Origin of the sequence: Streptomyces sp. NPDC127197, from assembly GCF_042672405.1 — a bacterium.
Taxonomy (GTDB): Bacteria; Actinomycetota; Actinomycetes; order Streptomycetales; family Streptomycetaceae; genus Streptomyces; species Streptomyces flavusporus.
In genome coordinates, this window is record NZ_JBHXVG010000002.1 from 399,453 (window position 1) to 416,894 (window position 17,442).

At 72.6% G+C, this 17,442-nt stretch carries 14 protein-coding genes; 9 read left to right on the plus strand and 5 right to left on the minus strand.

Translation table 11 applies throughout. From position 1 onward, the window contains the following. The first annotated feature begins 2 nt into the window (after positions 1-2). The 3 genes from ACFVJQ_RS04520 (at position 3) to ACFVJQ_RS04530 (ending at position 6,520) form a co-directional block, all read left to right on the plus strand. Positions 3-2,147 carry a trypsin-like peptidase domain-containing protein gene (locus tag ACFVJQ_RS04520; RefSeq protein ID WP_385780854.1) on the plus strand — a complete coding sequence of 715 codons (2,145 nt, stop codon included), beginning with the start codon at positions 3-5 and terminating at the stop codon, positions 2,145-2,147. Further along, complete coding sequence (locus tag ACFVJQ_RS04525) at positions 2,144-3,094, plus strand: AAA family ATPase (RefSeq protein ID WP_385512649.1); 951 nt, start codon at positions 2,144-2,146, stop codon at positions 3,092-3,094. The genes ACFVJQ_RS04520 and ACFVJQ_RS04525 overlap by 4 nt, the downstream gene beginning before the upstream one ends. Positions 3,095-3,184: 90 nt before the next feature. Continuing rightward, entirely contained in the window at positions 3,185-6,520 is a 3,336-nt protein-coding gene (locus ACFVJQ_RS04530) for an SAV_2336 N-terminal domain-related protein (RefSeq protein WP_385780857.1), read from the plus strand. Positions 6,521-6,567: 47 nt separating this feature from the next. Here the strand turns inward: ACFVJQ_RS04530 and ACFVJQ_RS04535 are convergent, their stop codons facing one another. The 4 genes from ACFVJQ_RS04535 to ACFVJQ_RS04550 form a co-directional block, all read right to left on the minus strand. After that, entirely contained in the window at positions 6,568-7,557 is a 990-nt protein-coding gene (locus ACFVJQ_RS04535) for a malate dehydrogenase (RefSeq protein WP_385512647.1), read from the minus strand. A 317-nt stretch (positions 7,558-7,874) separates the two neighbouring features. After that, positions 7,875-9,128 (minus strand): DUF2690 domain-containing protein, encoded by a 1,254-nt coding sequence (locus tag ACFVJQ_RS04540; protein WP_385780860.1) that lies wholly within the window; start codon positions 9,126-9,128, stop codon positions 7,875-7,877. A gap of 526 nt (positions 9,129-9,654) precedes the next feature. Beyond that, on the minus strand, positions 9,655-10,122 hold the full coding sequence (locus ACFVJQ_RS04545; RefSeq protein ID WP_385780863.1) for a DUF3017 domain-containing protein: 468 nt from the start codon (positions 10,120-10,122) through the stop codon (positions 9,655-9,657). Continuing rightward, entirely contained in the window at positions 10,112-10,966 is an 855-nt protein-coding gene (locus ACFVJQ_RS04550; protein WP_385512644.1) for a bifunctional methylenetetrahydrofolate dehydrogenase/methenyltetrahydrofolate cyclohydrolase, read from the minus strand. Before ACFVJQ_RS04550 ends, ACFVJQ_RS04545 begins: the two co-directional genes overlap by 11 nt. A 309-nt stretch (positions 10,967-11,275) precedes the next feature. Here ACFVJQ_RS04550 and ACFVJQ_RS04555 point away from each other — a divergent pair, with 309 nt between their 5' ends. From ACFVJQ_RS04555 to ACFVJQ_RS04570, 4 genes are all read left to right on the plus strand, one after another. Further along, positions 11,276-11,890, plus strand: a complete 615-nt coding sequence (locus ACFVJQ_RS04555; RefSeq protein WP_385512643.1) for a hypothetical protein — start codon at positions 11,276-11,278, stop codon at positions 11,888-11,890. A gap of 100 nt (positions 11,891-11,990) precedes the next feature. Then, positions 11,991-12,311 (plus strand): hypothetical protein, encoded by a 321-nt coding sequence (locus ACFVJQ_RS04560; protein WP_385780866.1) that lies wholly within the window; start codon positions 11,991-11,993, stop codon positions 12,309-12,311. A gap of 484 nt (positions 12,312-12,795) precedes the next feature. Then, positions 12,796-13,533, plus strand: a complete 738-nt coding sequence (locus tag ACFVJQ_RS04565; protein WP_385512641.1) for an FHA domain-containing protein — start codon at positions 12,796-12,798, stop codon at positions 13,531-13,533. After that, positions 13,530-15,002 carry a protein kinase gene (locus ACFVJQ_RS04570; RefSeq protein WP_385780868.1) on the plus strand — a complete coding sequence of 491 codons (1,473 nt, stop codon included), beginning with the start codon at positions 13,530-13,532 and terminating at the stop codon, positions 15,000-15,002. Before ACFVJQ_RS04565 ends, ACFVJQ_RS04570 begins: the two co-directional genes overlap by 4 nt. Before the next feature lie 6 nt (positions 15,003-15,008). Here the strand turns inward: ACFVJQ_RS04570 and ACFVJQ_RS04575 are convergent, their stop codons facing one another. After that, entirely contained in the window at positions 15,009-16,040 is a 1,032-nt protein-coding gene (locus ACFVJQ_RS04575) for an ArsR family transcriptional regulator (protein WP_385512639.1), read from the minus strand. A gap of 233 nt (positions 16,041-16,273) precedes the next feature. On the opposite strand from ACFVJQ_RS04575, the gene ACFVJQ_RS04580 reads away from it, so the two are divergent. Continuing rightward, entirely contained in the window at positions 16,274-16,657 is a 384-nt protein-coding gene (locus ACFVJQ_RS04580) for a hypothetical protein (RefSeq protein ID WP_385512638.1), read from the plus strand. Between the two features lie 141 nt (positions 16,658-16,798). Then, complete coding sequence (locus ACFVJQ_RS04585) at positions 16,799-17,356, plus strand: peptidoglycan-binding protein (protein WP_385512637.1); 558 nt, start codon at positions 16,799-16,801, stop codon at positions 17,354-17,356. The last annotated feature ends 86 nt before the right edge of the window (positions 17,357-17,442 follow it).

The window sequence follows — 17,442 nt, forward strand, 5'->3', positions numbered from 1 at the left end:
GCGTGGGGTGGTTCAGAGCCCCCTCGCCCGCGTTCCACGATCCGGCCCGGTACGCGGTGTCCATCGGCGGCCCGGACGGCGCTTGTTCGGGGGCGGGTCTCTTCCTCGCCACGGACACCGTGCTGACCTGCGCCCACGTCGTCAACGACGCCCTCGGCCGACACCCGTTCGAGGTGCGGACACCGGGCCCCGGCGAGCTGTACGTCGTCATCCGGACGCCGCACGGCGCGTCCGAGCGCTGCCCCGCGCGCGTGGCCCACTGGATCCCGCCTCGTGCCAGGAACGGCGGCCCGGTGGACCACCACGCCGACGAATGGCTCGGCGACCTCGCCGTGCTGCGGGTCGACGCACCGCCGGGCACCACCCCGGCGCCGCCCCACCGCATCGCGCTGCGGGCCGGGCAGGAGGTGCGCGCCTGGCACGCCAGCGGCCATGACGCCACCTTCGCCGACCTGAAGGTCAAGACCGACGACGGGCCGATCGCCTACCTCGACGGGGAGGCCACCGGCATGGCCGTCGGCCCCGGCTACAGCGGCGGCCCGCTGTGGAGCCTGCACGAGAAGGCGGTCGTCGGGCTGGTCGCCGCCCACTTCATGCCGCCCCGCGACCCCACGACCGGGCTGCCGCACCCGCCCAGCCCGCAGCATCTGATCCGCCGCAGCTGGGGCATTCCCTGGCAGCGCATCGAGGCCGAGCTGCGCGCCGCGGGCGTCCTCGACCCGGCCGAGCCTGCGCCGCCCGGCCCCGACGACCCGGCGTTCGCCCTGCTCACGGAGGCGATCAACGCCGCGCTGCCCACCGGCTCCGAGCTCGGCAACGTGGCCAAGCGGCTGGCCGGGGCGTGCGGCGTCGGGCACGGCGGTGACGTGACGCCGCCCGCGGTCGAGGAGTTCGCTGCATTCCTCCTGAAGCACCCGCGTGCGTTACCCGTCCTGACCGGTCTGCTGCGGCGCGACCACCCCGAATCGGCCGACCGCATCCTGGTCGCCGGGCGCCTCTCGCGCGTACCGCGGCTGCTCTCCTCACAGGAGTACCAGCGGCTGCACGGGCTGCTGCGCGGCCTGGACCCCGGTGTGCTCGGGCGATTCGCCGAGGCGGTGCGCGCCGCGCTGCCCCTCGCTGCCGCGTTCCCCGGCGGTGAGACGCTCGACACGCTGATCGACCACCTGGAGACCCTGCCCGGCGACGGACGCTCCGAGGACGGCGAACCCCGGGTCCCGGCGCTGCTGCGCGTGCTGGAGTACGTAGGCGCGCTCTGCCCGCAGGACCAGCGCGCCAGAGTGCGCCTGTGGTCGGACGGGGTCGCGGCCCGGCTCGGCATCCCCCGCTCCGCGCTCGCCGAGCGGCGCGCAGACGGCCTGGAGTGGGCACGCGCGGTCCGCAACCGGTCGCGCGTACGGGTGCTGGTGCAGGTGACCGGGGCGGAGCCGGGCCGGCATCGGCTGCGGATCTGGTGCGACGAGGGGACCGGCCCCCGCCAGGTGTCGACCGACACGTCCGCGTCGTACTCGGCGCAGGAGGCCGCCCGCGAGCTGCTCCAGGTCCTGGAGTCGCTCTCCCCGGCCGCGGTGGACGACGAACGACCGCTCGTGGAGGTCCTCGTGGACCGGTCGAGCCTCAACCTGCCGGTCGACGAATGGGAGGCCCAGGCCCCCGACCAGATCGTCCCCGGCGTCCTCGGAGTCGAGTTCCCGCTGGTCGTGCACTGCCCCGAACTGCTGCGCCGGCACGAGCGTTTCCGGCACGACTGGCAGCGCCGTTGGCGCCTGCTCGACTCCGGAGCAACCCTCGTCGTCTCGGACGCGTCCATTGACCCGAACAGGATCTACTACGAGCTGATGGACCGTCTCGACACGGTCCGCGTCTCCGTCGATGCGCCCGGGGACCTCAGGGACCGGATCGTGCAGATCTGTCTCGCCGTGGGCATACCGGTGGTGGTGTGGGACCGCGCCCGGGACAAGGACTCGCACGTCGTCGAACGCCTGGCCGAGGTCGCCACGCGGGAACTGCCCGACGGGGTGCGCTCCTACCGCGCCAACACCATGCTCCACCCGCAGGAGTACCCCGGGCGTCCCGTCCTCGCCTGGGCCGACGCCGACCGCACCGTGCCCCGACTGCACCTGACCGAACCCCAGGAGAGCGCATGACCCCCGCTGCCGAGGCCGACTGGCGCCTCTTCCGCGGCGACGGCGTGCCCCGTGCCGTCGCCCTCCCGCCGGCCCCGCCGTGGCGCCGCTTCGCTCCGGTCGAGGGCGGGCGGCCGGAGTTGCCGTATCTGATCGAGCGCAAGCACGCGGACGTCGTCAACGCCGCGCTGCATCTGCGCCGCCCGCTGCTGGTCACCGGCCCCGCCGGCACCGGAAAGTCCTCGCTCGCGCGGGCCGTCGCACACGAGCTGAGCCTGGGCACGCTGCTGCGCTGGCCGGTCAACAGCCGTTCCACCGTGCGGGAGGCCCTCTACCAGTACGACGCGATCGGCCGGCTGCGCGAGACCACGCTCAGCCGCGACCGGGGCGAAACCGAGCCGTCCATCGGCACGTTCATCCGGCTCGGCCCGCTCGGCACCGCCCTGGTGCCGGGCCCCACCCCGCGTGCGCTGCTCATCGACGAGATGGACAAGGGCGACGTGGACCTGCCGAACGATCTGCTGACCGTCTTCGAGGAGGGGGTCTTCGAGATCCCCGAGCTGACCCGGCTTCCCGAGGACGTCATCGAGGTGGAGGTGCAGACCGCCGACCACCGGGGCACGGTCCGGGTGCGGCAGGGCCGGATCCAGTGCGACGAGTTCCCCGTCGTCGTCATCACCAGCAACGGCGAGCGCGACTTCCCGCCCGCCTTCCTGCGCCGCTGCATCCGCCTCGACCTGCCCGTGCCCGACGAGGAACGGCTGCGTGCGATCGTCGCCGCGCACCTCGGGGAGGAGGCGCTGCGGGAGGCCGACGACCTGCTGGAGGCGTTCCTGCGCCGCCGCGCGCCGGGCGAGCTGGCCACCGACCAGTTGCTCAACGCCGTCTTCCTGCGGGCCGGCGGGGTCGACCTCAGGGCGGAGGGCCTGCTCGACGCCGTACTGCACCAGCTCACCGGGGCGTTGTGACATGGCCGGGGGAAAGCCTCTCGCCGAGGAGTCGCGGGCGCGCCGGGCCGGCCGCGACGCCGACCGGCACGTGCCAGGGGCGTTGTGACCATGGCCGGTGGAGAGCGGCTCGCCGAGGCGCTGCGCGTCCTGCGGGCGTGCGGCCACGACCTGGACGCCGACCAGGTCCTCGACGTGCTCTGGCTCGCCCGCCGGCTGCCCACGGGCGAGGTCGCCCCGCTGAGCCGGGACCTGGCGACCGCGCGGCCGGCCCCGTCCGAGGCGCCCACCGCCGAACCGGACGCCGAGGCGCCTCAGGAGCCCGCACCGCGGCCCGAGGGCGATGACCTGCCCGACCTCACCGCGCCCTCCCTGTACGCGGCGGCCCGCCACACGCCGCCCCGGATCCCCGCCCCCGAGTTGCGGCGGACCGCTCCTCAGCCGCGGTCGGCGATGCCGGTGCGCGTGCCCGAGAGCAAGGCGCTGGGCAGCGAGCTGGAACTCGGCCGTGCCCTGCGGCCGTTGCGCCGCCGGCACGCCAGCCGGCACCGCCGTGAGATAGACGAGGAGCGCACGGCTGCGGAGCTCGCCGAGACCCGGCTGCCCGACGTGGTGCAGCGGCCGGTGCAGGAGCGCTGGCTGCATCTCGTGCTCCTCGTCGACGACGGCCTGTCGATGCTGCTGTGGCATCGGCTCGGCGCCGAACTGCGCGCCCTGCTGGAGCGTCTCGGCGCCTTCGCGACCACCCGCGTCCTCGGCCTGGACACCCGCAGCGCGGGCGAACCCCGGCTGCACGCCCGGCCGTTCGAGCAGGGCAGCACGCCCCTGCCGACGACCACCGTCAACGATCCGACGGGCCGCACCCTCGTCCTCGTCGTCAGCGACGGCATGGGCGCGGCCTGGCGGCATCGCGCACTGTACGAGCTGCTGCACACCTGGGCGGCCCGCGGGCCCGTCGCACTGCTGCACACTCTGCCGCCCGACATGTGGGAGGCGTCCGGCATCCGCGCCGAGCGCTGGCAGGCCACGACCCGGCACATCGGTGGCGCCAACACCTCCTGGCACATCACCGACCCGGTACTGCCCGCCGACCTCGCCCGCTTCGACGGCGTACCGGTGCCTGTCCTGGAGCCCACCGCCCGGGCACTCGGCGACTGGGCGCGGCTGCTCGCCTCGCCGGGCACGACGCTGGAGCTGCCGCTGCTGTCCCGGCCCAGCCCGTACGCCGCCGTCACCGCCGCCGGTGATCTGCACAGCGCGCAGCACTTCCGGGACGCGGCCACCCCGGAGGCGTACCGGCTGGCCGCCCATCTCGCCGCCGTGTCGCCGCTGTCGGTGCCGGTGATGCGGCTGGTGCAGACGGCGGTGCCGTGGCCGGCGCGGACCTCGCATCTCGCGGAGGTGTTCCTGGGCGGTCTGGTCCGGCCGCATCCGGCGCCGGTGCCGGGCCCGCTGCCCGCCAAGCACCTCGTTTTCGACTTCAGCGAGGACGCCAAGGCGGTGCTGCTCGACGCCGTACCGCAGGCCGAACTCATCAGCACCAGCCGCAGCATCGGTCGCCGCCTGGAGCAACTGGCGGGCAACTCTCCCGACTTCCCCGCCTGGCTCGCCCACCCGGACGGCTCGGCCGAACTGCCCGTCTCCCACCGGCCGTTCACCCACATCGAGCGGCGGCTGCTGACCCGGCTCGGCGTATCGGCCGGACGGCGGTCCGACGGACCGAGCCGGTACGAGCCGGAGCAGTCGGCCGCTGCCGACGACGACTGGGCTCCGCTCACCGACACCGACCCCCGCCGCCTCGGCCCGTACGAGCTGCGGGGGCGGCGGCGCGGCCGTCGGACCGTGGTGTACCGGGGCATCGACGAGCGCGGCCAGTGGGTGGTGCTGCGTATCCCGCGGCCCGATCTGCCCACCGTCAATGCCCGGTTGCTCGAGGTCGAGGCCGAGGTGCTCACCCGGCTGCACGGACGGTACGCGCCCACCCTGCTCGGCACCGAACTCGACGACAGCCCGCCCTGGCTGGCCATGACCCCGGTCGCCGACGCCGACGCGCCCGCCAAGCAGCCACCGCGCCTTGCGGACCTGGTGGCCCGGTCGGTCACGGACGGCACCGCGCCCTTCGACGTGCTCGCCGGGCTGCTCGTCTCCTGGCATCTGGCGAGCGCCCTCAACGTGTGTCATCTCAACGGGGTCGTGCCCACGGACCTCAGCGCCGACAGCGTGTTCGTGCTGCGCCGTTCGGTGGTGCTCGGTGATCTGTCGGACTGTGCGGTCGACGGGCGGTTCGCGGGCACGGGCCCGGTGCCCACGGCAGCGGACAACGTGCGTGCGCTGGGCGAGCTGCTGCAGCTGATCAGCAGCAAGGCCGGCGTGTACCTGCCGGCCCTGCCCGAGGGCATGCACCTGTGGCAGGGCGACACCTGGGGGCGGCTGCGCAAGCTCGTCCTGCGCTGTCTCGACGCCGATCCGGCCGAACGCCCGGCGGCGGGCGAGGTCGCGGACGTCCTCGCCCGCTACATCGACCTGCAGCGGGCGGCGCGGGACATCCCGCAGCCGAGCGAATCGGCCCCGTTCCGCCCCTCGGCGCGGGTGCCGCTGAACCCGCCGCCCGGCACCGGGCCCGCGACCGAACTCCCGTTGCGGCTGCCCCGCTTCGGCGCCGCGCGCCGGGACAGCGAGGCGCGGCTGGAGCGGCTGCGCGCACCGCTGCGCCGGGGCATACGGCTGACCGTGCTCGGCGCACACGCCGGCTGCGGGGGCGCCACCACGACGGTCGTCCTCGGCTCACTGCTCGCCGCGGTCCGCGGCGAGCCCGTCCTCGCCCTCGACGGGGCACCGACGTCCGGGGCGCTGCACAGCTTCCTGACGAACCCTGCCCCGGGCACGGTGCATGACCTCGCGCTGCTGCCCGCCGGTGCCTCGTACGAGGACATCCGCCGCCGCACCACGCGCCTCGACTCGGGTCTGGAGGTGGCTGCGCACCGCGGAGGCGTGTCCGGGCCCAATCCCGCACACGCACAGGAGTACACGCGGGTGCTGGGGCAGGTGGATCCCTACTACTCGTTCGTGCTCACCGACTGGGCCGGGGCGGTGCCGGACCGTCCTGCGGACGTGGTGCTGGGTCAGACGGACCGGCTGATCCTGTGCTGCGGCGCCTCGCCGTGGGGTGTCCGACGCGCGGTGGAGACACTGGACGAGTTGCGCGACTCCCGGCACGGTGCCCTCACGGACGACGTGATCGTGGTCGTCACCGACGTGGAGGGCGGGCGCCGCGGGTCCCCCGACGTCGCCGAGCGCCTGCGTGTCGGCGACGGCCAGGTGGTCCGTATCCCGTACGACCCACCGCTGCGGTACAACGGCTTCCAGGGCCTCGGCCGGCTCCGTCCGGCGACCACGCGCGCGTTCCTTCAGCTGGCGGATCTCGTCGTCGGGAACGGAAAGCGATGATCCCCGGGCCGCGCACGGCGGCCCGGGGATCACGGCAGAAGTCCGGCTCAGATGAGGCCGAGGGAGCGGACCGCCTCGCGCTCCTCCTCGAGCTCCTTGACGGAGGCGTCGATACGGGCACGGGAGAAGTCGTTGATCTCCAGGCCCTGGACGATCTCGTACCTGCCGTCCTTCGTGGTGACCGGGAAGGAGGAGATCAGGCCCTCCGGGACGCCGTAGGAGCCGTCGGACGGGATGCCCATGGAGACCCAGTCGCCCTCCGGGGTGCCGTTGACCCAGGAGTAGACGTGGTCGATGGCGGCGTTGGCGGCGGAGGCCGCGGAGGACGCGCCGCGGGCCTCGATGATCGCGGCGCCGCGCTTGGCCACGGTCGGGATGAAGTCCTCGGCGAGCCACTTCTCGTCGTTCACGACCTCGGCGGCGTTCTTGCCGGCGACCGTGGCGTGGAAGATGTCGGGGTACTGCGTGGCGGAGTGGTTGCCCCAGATCGTCAGCTTCCTGATCTCGGAGACCGGGGTGCCCGTCTTCTTCGACAGCTGGGTCAGCGCGCGGTTGTGGTCGAGGCGGGTCATCGCGGTGAAGCGCTCCGCCGGTACGTCCGGGGCGGCGGCCTGCGCGATCAGCGCGTTGGTGTTGGCCGGGTTGCCGACGACCAGGACCTTGATGTCGTCCGCGGCGTGCGCGTTGATGGCCTGGCCCTGCGGCTTGAAGATGCCGCCGTTGGCCTCCAGCAGGTCACCGCGCTCCATGCCCTTGGTGCGTGGGCGGGCGCCCACCAGGAGGGCGACGTTGGCGCCGTCGAAGGCGACGTTCGGGTCGTCGCTGATGTCGATGCCCTGGAGCAGCGGAAACGCGCAGTCGTCCAGCTCCATCGCGGTGCCCTCGGCGGCCTTCAGCGCCGGGGTGATCTCCAGGAGGCGAAGCCTGACCGGCACGTCCGCGCCGAGCAGCTGGCCGGAGGCGATGCGGAAGAGCAGGGCGTAACCGATCTGGCCGGCCGCGCCGGTGACGGTGACGTTCACGGGAGTGCGGGTCATGGCGTTCTCCGTATGACAGCTGGCGGTGGGGCGTCCCTGCCCCGGCTATTTTGATCGATCTCTTGGCGTCAAGAGAGATCCAGCGTCAGGCTATCGCGCATCCGGGATCCCGGACGTCCGGGTCGGTGTGGCCCAGCCCACAGCACCACGAAAGGCGGCGGCCGCCCGTCCGGGAGAGGAGAGACGGGACGGCCGCCGAGTGGGGGTACCGTTGCCGGACTCCCGTGGGGGTACGGTTCGCGTGCCCAGGAATACGGCGGCCATTCCTCTGTCCCCCGGCCAATTTCCACCGGACGGGCTCGACTCGCTGACCTGCGTCAGTCCGTGCACCCCTCCTGTCCCGACGCCAGCGTCGCGCACGCCGTCGCCTCGCCCGCGTCCCGCACCGCCACCATCGGCGTGTACGCGATGGCGTCGCCGGCGACCGTGATGGAGCCGCTCTGCTTGGCGTCGCCCGCGGTCACCTGGACCTCGTCACCCTGCGCCGCCTGGGTGATGCGCCCCCAGGCCGCCCCGCAGGTCTTGCTGTAGCGGACCTCGACGACGGTCGTGCCCACGGTCGCCGTCTTGGCGGTGGTCACCAGGTCCCCGCTGCACCCCATGCTCTCCGCGTCCTTGCCGGTGCAGCTGTCGCCGCTGCACTTCACGCCCGGCGGCAGGTTGGCGTCGGCGGTGACGGAGGGCGACGGGGAGGGCGACGCGTCGTTGTTCTTGTCGCCGTCGCCGCCGTTGGTGAGGTAGAACGCGGCGGCGGCCACGACGACCACGCCGACGGCTCCCGCGAGGAACATCGTCAGCCGGCGCCTGCCCGACGACCTGCCGGAGGCCGGGCGACCACCGGACGGGGGGCGGCCGGAGTGGCCGGGGTGGCCGGCGGGCGTCGCCGACGGTGCGGCGCCGGTCCCGAATCCGGCACCGGCGCTGGTTCCCGCTCCGGCCCCATTCTCGTTTCCGGCCCCGGCTCCGGCGCTACGACCGGCACCGGAGCCCGCTCCGGTGCGCGCACCCGCTCCGCGGCCACCGGTCTGCGAGGGTCCCGCGTATCCCGCGAGCCCCCACGAGTTGCCGCCCGAGGAAGCCCCCGGGCCGGCCGCCCGTGCGGTGCCCTCGCGTGCGTCCGCGTCGGACGGCGTGGGCTGCTGCGGCACCGTCGGGGACACGCCCGCCGGTCCCGCGATGCCGGGGGTCGCCGTCGCGCTGCCGCCCCGGCGGGCCGACTTGCCGCCCTTGGCGTTCGCGGGGGGCGCCCCGAACTCGCCCAGTGCCGCACGGGCCTGGGAGATCCGTATCGCCTCCATGGTCATGTCGTGGCGCATCTCCGAACGGCTCCAGGCGCGCTCGGCGAGCTCCCACATCGTCGTCAGGTGGATGGGATTGGTGCCGGTGACCTCGGCCAGGGCGACGATCGCACCCTTGGGCGCGAGCAGCCGGCCGTTGAGATAACGCTCCCAGGACGTCTTGCTGTAGCCCGTGCGGTCGGCCACCGCCGCGACGCTCAGGCCGCTGCGGTCCACGAGCCGCCGCAACTGGCTCGTGAACTCCCTGACCTGCGGATCGAGTTCGTCCGGCAAGGCCCTCCAACGAGGCATTGCTTCCCCCTCTTCCCCCCGGTTCGTGCTGGTTCTTCCCCCGCGCGTGCTGCCCTCTGCCGAGTCCCCGTTCTGGCTACCCACAGGGATGCGCCCGGTCAGGATCTCAGTTCCCGGGGTGGGGGCGCACGGGGGCGTTGGCGCCGCGGGCATGCACCGTTGCACGCCCACTGGCCCGCGGTCCAGCTCGGGACGTCCCGGACCGTCCCGATTGGGCAGATTAGCCCCGCTGTGCAGCGTCTTGGTCCCGGATCCCGGAACTGTCAATACATCGACACAACGGACACACACCGGTGACCTCGGGCGCCCCATCGGTGCCGCTCCCACCCAGACGCCACCGCGCCGAGGACGCCGAGGACTGTGGCAGGGCGCGGACACGGTAGCGGAACGGTCACCTCCGAGCCACAGCGTACGGACAGCTGTTGAACAGCCCGTTCGCCGTGCGGGAGTTTGAGTGCGGTGGCGGCCCGTCCTTGCTCGGGGGAGGGGACGGGTCGCCGCCGTGCGGTTAACTGCTGACCGTGAAGTGCAGCGTGTCCTTCAGGAACGGGATCTCCAGCCAGGGTTTCGGCTGGACCATCATCGCGAGCAGGACGATGGCCGAGCCCAGCACGCCGTAGGTGAGGATGTCGGTGAAGCGGGAGCGGACCGCGAGCATGCCGACGTCCGGCAGCATCCAGCGCAGCACCGCGCCGCCCAGCAGGGCGACGCCGACCAGCAGCGTCCCGATCCGGAAGGCGTCCAGGGCGGTCAGCAGCAGGCCGAGGCCGACCAGCGCGAGCACCAGCAGGACCGGCCACTGGCGGGCCGGTGCCGGGGCGGCGCCGGAGGCCGCCCTGCCGCCGCCCTCGGGACGCGCGGTGTCCCGCGTGAACAGCGGGAAGCGGCGGGTGACGCGGCGCGGTATGCCCTCGGCATCGGGCGCGCTGACCGCGTCCCGCACCTCGATGTCGTCCTCCGGGCGCTCAGTCGACACTGCGCTCCGCCGCCTCGACCACGTTGACCAGCAGCTGGGCCCGGGTCATCGGGCCGACGCCGCCAGGATTCGGGGAGATCCAGCCGGCCACCTCGGCCACGCCCGGGTGGACATCGCCCACGATCTTGCCCTCGGCGCTGCGCGAGACACCGACGTCGAGGACGGCCGCGCCCGGCTTGACGTCCTCAGGACGGATGAGGTGGGCGGAGCCTGCGGCGGCGATGATGATGTCCGCACGCTTCAGGTGCGAAGACAGATCACGCGTGCCCGTGTGGCACTGGGTCACCGTCGCGTTCTCGCTGCGCCGGGTGAGCAGCAGCGGCATCGGACGGCCGATGGTCACTCCGCGGCCGACGACCACGACCTCGGCACCCTTGATCTCCACGCCATAGCGGCGCAGCAGGGTCAGCACACCGTTCGGCGTGCAGGGCAGCGGCGCCGGCTCGTTCAGGACCAGCCGCCCGAGGTTCATCGGGTGCAGCCCGTCCGCGTCCTTGTCGGGGTCCATGAGTTCGAGGATGCGGTTCTCGTCGATGCCCTTGGGGAGCGGCAGTTGGACGATGTAGCCGGTGCAGGCCGGGTCCTCGTTCAGTTCCCGTACGACCGCCTCGATCTCGTCCTGCGTCGCCGTGCCGGGCAGTTCGCGCTGGATGGAGGCGATGCCGACCTCGGCGCAGTCGCGGTGCTTGCCGGCGACGTACTTCTGGCTGCCGGGGTCGTCCCCGACCAGGATCGTGCCGAGGCCGGGCGTGACGCCCTTCTCCTTCAGCGCCGCCACGCGGGCGGTCAGATCGGACTTGATCGCGGCTGCAGTGGCCTTGCCATCGAGAATCTGGGCGGTCATGAACCCCATCCTCCCGGATGACTGGGTCCTGGTTCCAATCCGGGTGCTCCGGAGCCCGTCCCGCCGTAGGCCCTCATGGTCCCCTGACGAATCAACTCATGAATCCCCTCATGGTCCCTCATGATCGATGATGTTGCACTTGCACAACACATCCGGAATGCGGCTGGACAAGCCGACGGTGGCTGAAGAACGATTGTCGGAACAGTGCCGCGGGCAGTACCGGGGGGACGAACCGCATCTGTAGAACCTTCCTCCGAATCCGGCCGCGCCTCGTCCCCGCACTCCAGGCAAAACGGAGGAAAGACCGCCATGAGTTTCGGCGACCCGAACAACCCCTACGGGCACGGGCAGCCGCCCCAGCAGCCCCAGGCCCCCGCTCCCGGTTACGGCTACCCCCAGCAGACGCCGCCCGGCGCCCCGCCGCAGGGCTACGGATACCCGGCGGCCCCGCCCGTCCAGCAGCCGTACGGCGGCGGCTACATGCCCGGTGCTCCCGCGCAGATGCCGGGCATCACCCGCGCCTCGCAGATCATGCTCGGTGTGATCGCGCTGGCCCATGCGGTCATCGCCGTGCTGTACGGGGTCGCGCTCGGCCAGTGGGACGAGACCATGGCCGAGGCGGGTGTCACCGGTGACTCCGAGGCTGAGGCGATCGCCGATCTGGGCAAGGGCGTCGTCGTCTTCTTCCTCGGTCTCGCCACCGTGTTCGCGATCCTCGGTCTTGCGCTGCTGCTCCAGTACGCCAAGGGCGGCAACGGCGTCCGCGTCTGCTCGATCGTCTACGGTTCGTTCGCGATCGTCACGGGCATCTTCATGATCGCGGCCTATGGCATCGGCCTGATCATCATCGCGATCTCCATCCTGGTGATCGTCTTCTCCGCGAAGCGCGCCAGCGCCGAATGGTTCCGCCGCCCGCGCTACTGAGCCGCCGGCCGCGCCGCTCGACGCGCCGCGCGACAGAACGGTTCGCGCCGTTCACACCCGAGGGCCGTGTCTCACCCGCACACGGGGGGACACGGCCCAGGTGCATCCCCCTCCCCTGCGTCTGTCGCCCGAACTGCCGGAGGCGAGTGTCTGGCCCGGACGCATGCCGAGCGCATCGGCACCCAGCCGCTGCTGCGGCGGGCACGGGCCGCTCGCCCCGGCTGCCGCGCCGCCGCCCCGCCGTACGACGGCCCTGACCGCCGCGGCCACCACGGTCGCCGTGGCCGTGCTCGGCTACGGCATCAGTACCTGGGCCGGGGCCGACGACACGGATCCCGAGCCCCGGAAGGTCACGGCCGGAACTACGGCGCCTCCGAACTCCGTACGAACAAGGGCGTCCCGGTGGCCTACCGGCGGCTGATCGTCGACTCCGCCCACGACTGCGTCCGGCCGGAGGTGACCCCGGCGCTGATCGCCGTGCTGCTCAAGGCGGAGAGCAACTTCGACCCCCAGCATCCTGCGCTGGCACATCCGCGCGGACGGCGTCCCCGCGCAGGAGACCCCCAGGCCTCCCCTCACCCCCGCGGAGTCCATCCCGGCGGTGGGCCGCTGTCTCCGCTTCATGGAACCCCGCCTCGAGCAGACCGGGTTGACCGGCGACCGCAGGGTGCTGCCGGCCGCCGCCTACCGGACGTCGACCAAGAAGAAGTGACCCTGAGAGGTCTGAGGTACCGGCCGACAGGCCCCCTGGAACTGGAGAGTCCGGGACGTTTTCTCCCCGGACTCTCCACAGACGCGCCGTATCACGGACAACCCTTCGGGCTCTTCGAGGATCGTCCCTTACCCTCACCTTCGTGGGACTGGGGGAGGGTGGCCCTCATGGAATCGGGCGAGGGGACGAGTCCATGTACAGCGTCATCGTCGTGCCGCCGGCCTGCGCGAGGCCGGACGGTCAGATCAGGATCGCCACAGGTGAGCGGCTGGAGTTCGGCAGGGCCGCCGCCGGCGGCCTCACCATCACGCACGAGGGGGTGCCCCGGGTCGCCGGGGAGATCACCGCACACCGGACCTTCTGGCTGCTGAGCAATCTCAGCGAGGACCAGACCTACGTCGTGGAGAACCCGGAGGGCGCGGGAGAGCACATCAAGGTCGGGCCGGGCCGGCTGGACGCTCCGGTGCCGTTCGAGTTCTCGCGGGTGGTCCTGCCCGCCGCGGGCGACCTGCTCGCCTTCGACGTCTGGGCGCCGCGGCACGCCTTCCGCAGCGTGGAGCGCCACGGGCTCTCCGGGACCCTCACCGCACCGGCGTTCACCCTCGACCGCACCAAGCGGTATTTCGCGGTCCTGGCCGCCCTGTGCGAGCCCCGCCTGCGCGGAGCACCGCACGCCGCGCTGCCGGCGGTCGAGCAGCTGGTGGAGCGGCTGCGCCCGGTGTGGCCGTCGGTCAGCCGCTCGGCGGTCTACTGGAACATCGACTACCTGGCGCTGAAACTGCGCCTGCGGCCGGGCCCGGACACGGCGGAACCCGGTCGGCGCGTCAACGGCAAGAAGGAGACGCTGGTCTCGCTGGCGCTCCGCTTCGACCTGGTCCGCGAGGACGACCTGGTCGTACTCGCCGCGCCCGCGAGCGAGGTGCGCCGGTGAGCCGGGAGCCGTACGTGGTTCACGTGCCGAAGGGCCACCGGGTCGGCCAGTGGGAAGTGCGCGAGCCGATCGCGTCCGGGGCGTTCGCGACCGTCTACGCGGGCAGATTCGTCGGGGACGCCGAGGCGGACCTGCCCCGGCGGGCCGCGCTGAAGTTCCTGCCCACCGGCACCCGCACCCCGCGCCAGCTGCGCCACCTGCGCGAACTGGCAGAGCGGGAAGTGGAGTTCCTGGGCCGACTGCGCTCGCCGCGGCTGATCCGGATGTACGACACGCTCACCGTCGACGCCCCGGACCACCCGGAGCTCGACGGCGCCACCGTCCTCGTACTGGAACGGGCCGAGGGCTCTCTGGACGCCGTACCGGAACCGGTGCCGGACCCCGGTGCCGTTCTCGCGCAGATCTGCGAAGGGCTGGCCCAGCTGCACCGCGCCGGATGGGTGCACGGGGACCTGAAGCCGGCCAACGTGCTGCTGATGAAGGACGGTTCGGTACGGCTGGCCGACTTCGGCATGGCCGCGGAGATGGAGGGCACGCACGCCTACGCCCCCTCCTTCGCGACCCCGGACTACACCCCGCCGGAACTGCTGTGGCCGGAGATGGACGAGCGGGGCACCCGCATCCGTCCCTCCGCCGACGTGTGGGCCTTCGGGGTCCTCGCCCACGTCGTTCTGACCGGCGCCTTCCCGCTGCCGGGCGGCACGACGGAGGCGCGCTGCGACGCGGCCATGCGGTATGCGCGGGGCGCGGAGGAGCTGCGACTGTCGCCCGAACTGCCGGACGGCTGGCGGGAGATCGTCCGGGACTGTCTCGCTCCCACGCACGCCGAGCGCGTCGGCACCGAGGCGCTGCTGCGGCGGATCGAGGCGGCGGCGGGGACGCGCACGGTCCGCTCGGTTCGCCTGCCGAAGCCGCGCCCGCGCTTCTGGCGCCGGCACCCCGTTCTCGCGGGGACCCTCTCGGGCGTGCTCCTGGTGACGACGGGGCTCACGGTCGCGTCGATGGTGGCACACCGGGCCGCGACCTTGGACGACGGGACGCCGGAGTACGTGGCCCTGCCGAAGGAGGCGAGGCTCGCCAAGAGCACCTACGGCTACGACCGCTGCCCCGAGGACAGCGTCTGCTTCTTCAGCGAGCACAACGGCAACGGCGAGATGTGCCACTGGCGGGGCGACGACACGGACTGGCAGTCGGGCGAGCAGACCTGCCCATGGGCCGCGGGCGCCCCCGTCCGCTCGGTGTTCAACAACATCGCGGACAAGCGGGAGTTCGACGGTGTGGTGTATTACCGCGGCACCGGCTTCGAACCCGCCGGCTACGACCGTCAGCGCACGGCCCAGCGGACCGGCTGCACCAACGTCAACAGCATGGGGAACCTGGCGGGGACGTACGCGCCGCGCTCGCACAAGCTGGTGAACAGCTGCTCGTACAAGGTGTCGTTGTGGGGGGTGTTGTCGTCGCTCTGGTGAGGCCGCTCACGCGGAAGCGCGCCGGCCGCCACCGGCGTTCTTCCGTGTGGCGGCGCGGAGCAGGGACGCGCCCGCGGGGGTGAGGGTGTGCAGGACGGTCGCGCCGTGCCGTTGGCTGGTGATGAGTCCGGCGTCCCTGAGCGCGGTGGCGTGCCGGCTGGCCGCGGACGCGGACACGCCCGCGGCGCGCGCGATCTCGCCGGTGGTGGCACCGGCGGTGATGGCGAACAGGGCCACGGCGCGGGCGCGGCCGAGCAGGGCGGTGAGGGGTGCGGCGGGAGCGTCCGCCAGAGCCGGCGGCAGCGGTGCGGACGGCTCGCGGGCGAGTGGGCAGACCAGTACCGGGGACAGGCCGGGGTCGGCGACGCTGATCGGCTTCTCCAGGAGGAAGTACGACGGCACCAGCAGCATGCCGCGGCCGTCCAGGTACAGGTCCCGGTCCACGGACGGGTGATAGACGGCGTGCAGGACGGGGCGTTCCCAGCGCGTCCAGGAGCCGAGGCCCGCGAGGAGCCCCTCGACGCCGCCGTCCATGAGCTGCCGGGACCGGGCCGCCCGCTCGGCCTCGACACGGGCCTGGACCTGGTCCTCGTACGGGGCGACGGCGACGTCGTGGTAGGCGCGCATCAGCCGTACGAATTCCTTGCGGGCTGCCGGCTCGGCCAGCCGCACGGCCCACGGAGGAGCCCCCACGACCCGGTCGAGACGGGCGACTTCCTCCCGGATCCGGCGCGGCGGTGTGGCCAGGATGGCTTCGAGACCGGCGTCCAGCCCTTCGGCGGCGGACTGGAACGGCGTCAGGAAGTCCGGGAAGTAGGCGGCCCTCGGATACAGCGGTAACAGCACGCTGCGCAGGGCGCGTTCCAGTCCCTTCTCACGCAGCCGTTGCCGGGTGGTGCGGTGCCATTCCGCATAGGCCCAGCGGCCCTGCCGGGTCTGGAAGCGGTGCAGGCTGACGGCGATGTCCCAGAGCGGGTCCGAGGCGGTGCTCAACCTGGTTCTGGCCAGGTCGGCATCGGTGAAGTGGACGCGGAGCATGTCGTTCTCCCCCGGTGAACTCAGCTTTTGCGTTCAGCCGCAACAGCATGGCCGGAGCGGGCGTGGCACGGCAATAGTTGGTCCTCACCGGGCGCGGCACGTCTCAGCCGCGCCCCGGAGAGGTTTCGGGCTCCCGCCGTTCTCCGCCCCCACCGCAGTGGCCGGGGGCACCACCCGGAGAACGGCGGCGGAGCCGGAGACCCAGGTGTCGGCATCCGCTGGACGGAGGCGTCGTGCTGCTGAAGCGGGGCATCGTCTGCGCGGTACTCGGCGCTCTGACCGCCCTGATCGCCACCCGCGGTCACGGCGTGAACGCCGTCTGCGCAAACACGGCCGGCTCACGACCGCGATCTGCCGCGAGCACCTCAACCCCGCCGAGCCGGAGAGCCCGCTGCGGATCCGCTGCGGCTTCCGGGTGGAACCGCACGGCCGAGGACCGCACCCGACCGGCGGTCACCGACACCGACCCGCACGCCTGGCTCGTACTGCACCGCCCTGCCGGTGACGGCGCATCGGGCCGCGGCCTCCTGCTGCTCGACTCGGTCGCGGTGCCCTGGGGCGTCCACCAGGAGCCCCGGGGCAAGACGGTGTGGTGCGAGTTGTACGGGGACGCCTGATCACCATGTCCTCGGCGACCACCCTGAAACGTTCGAGGTACCCCCGCACACCGCGGGTGTCCCACAATTACGCCTGCGTCGTGCAAAGGCCGCACGACCCCGCGCACAACGCAGCACGAATCCAACGGGGAAGGACACACCATGACCCTTCGTACGCCCCGGGCCAGGCTGGCCACGGCCACCTTCGGCGCCGCCCTCGCGGGCGTCCTGGCCTTCGGCGCCTCGCCGGCCTCGGCGTCCGCTTCTGCCGGGGTCATCAACGGCAGCGGCACCCACGGCAACGACTGGGAGGACGAGGGCACCCTGTCCAGCTCCTCCTACGCCAAGTCCAACGCCACCTGCCTGTGGCAGCGGATCCTGCAGTCCGAAGGCGTCGACAGGGGGCCCGGCAGCCCCGTGGACTTCGGCGGCTCCGACATCGACGGCGACTTCGGCAAGAGGACTGCGTACGCGAGTGCGCAGCTGCAGAAGCGCTGGGGCCTGGTCGCCGACGGCAAGATCGGCTCGAGGACCTGGATCAGGGCGAACACCAGGCTCAGGTACATCTCCGGCAGCACAGCGGCAGGCAGGACGCTGAAGCTGAAGTACGTGGGCACGAAGGAAAGCTTCTCCGTGACCCGCAACGGCAACGGTCAGTACCTGTTCGCCCAGGACGGCGGCAACAAGATCGCCTACTACAAGAACCGCTCCTGCAACTAACGCGTAACAGCCGCGGCGTCCCGCCTTCGGGCGCCGCGGCCCGCGCTCGGGGTCCCCTACACTCCGACCTTGATCAATATGATCAT

What these genes read in the sequence shown, in the direction of transcription:
- ACFVJQ_RS04525 (WP_385512649.1), top strand. Translation starts at nt 2,144, where the DNA reads ATGACCCCCGCTGCCGAGGCCGACTGGCGCCTCTTCCGCGGCGACGGC.
- ACFVJQ_RS04530 (WP_385780857.1), top strand. Translation starts at nt 3,185, where the DNA reads ATGGCCGGTGGAGAGCGGCTCGCCGAGGCGCTGCGCGTCCTGCGGGCG.
- ACFVJQ_RS04535 (WP_385512647.1), bottom strand. Translation starts at nt 7,557, where the DNA reads ATGACCCGCACTCCCGTGAACGTCACCGTCACCGGCGCGGCCGGCCAG.
- ACFVJQ_RS04550 (WP_385512644.1), bottom strand. Translation starts at nt 10,966, where the DNA reads ATGACCGCCCAGATTCTCGATGGCAAGGCCACTGCAGCCGCGATCAAG.
- ACFVJQ_RS04555 (WP_385512643.1), top strand. Translation starts at nt 11,276, where the DNA reads ATGAGTTTCGGCGACCCGAACAACCCCTACGGGCACGGGCAGCCGCCC.
- ACFVJQ_RS04565 (WP_385512641.1), top strand. Translation starts at nt 12,796, where the DNA reads ATGTACAGCGTCATCGTCGTGCCGCCGGCCTGCGCGAGGCCGGACGGT.
- ACFVJQ_RS04575 (WP_385512639.1), bottom strand. Translation starts at nt 16,040, where the DNA reads ATGCTCCGCGTCCACTTCACCGATGCCGACCTGGCCAGAACCAGGTTG.
- ACFVJQ_RS04585 (WP_385512637.1), top strand. Translation starts at nt 16,799, where the DNA reads ATGACCCTTCGTACGCCCCGGGCCAGGCTGGCCACGGCCACCTTCGGC.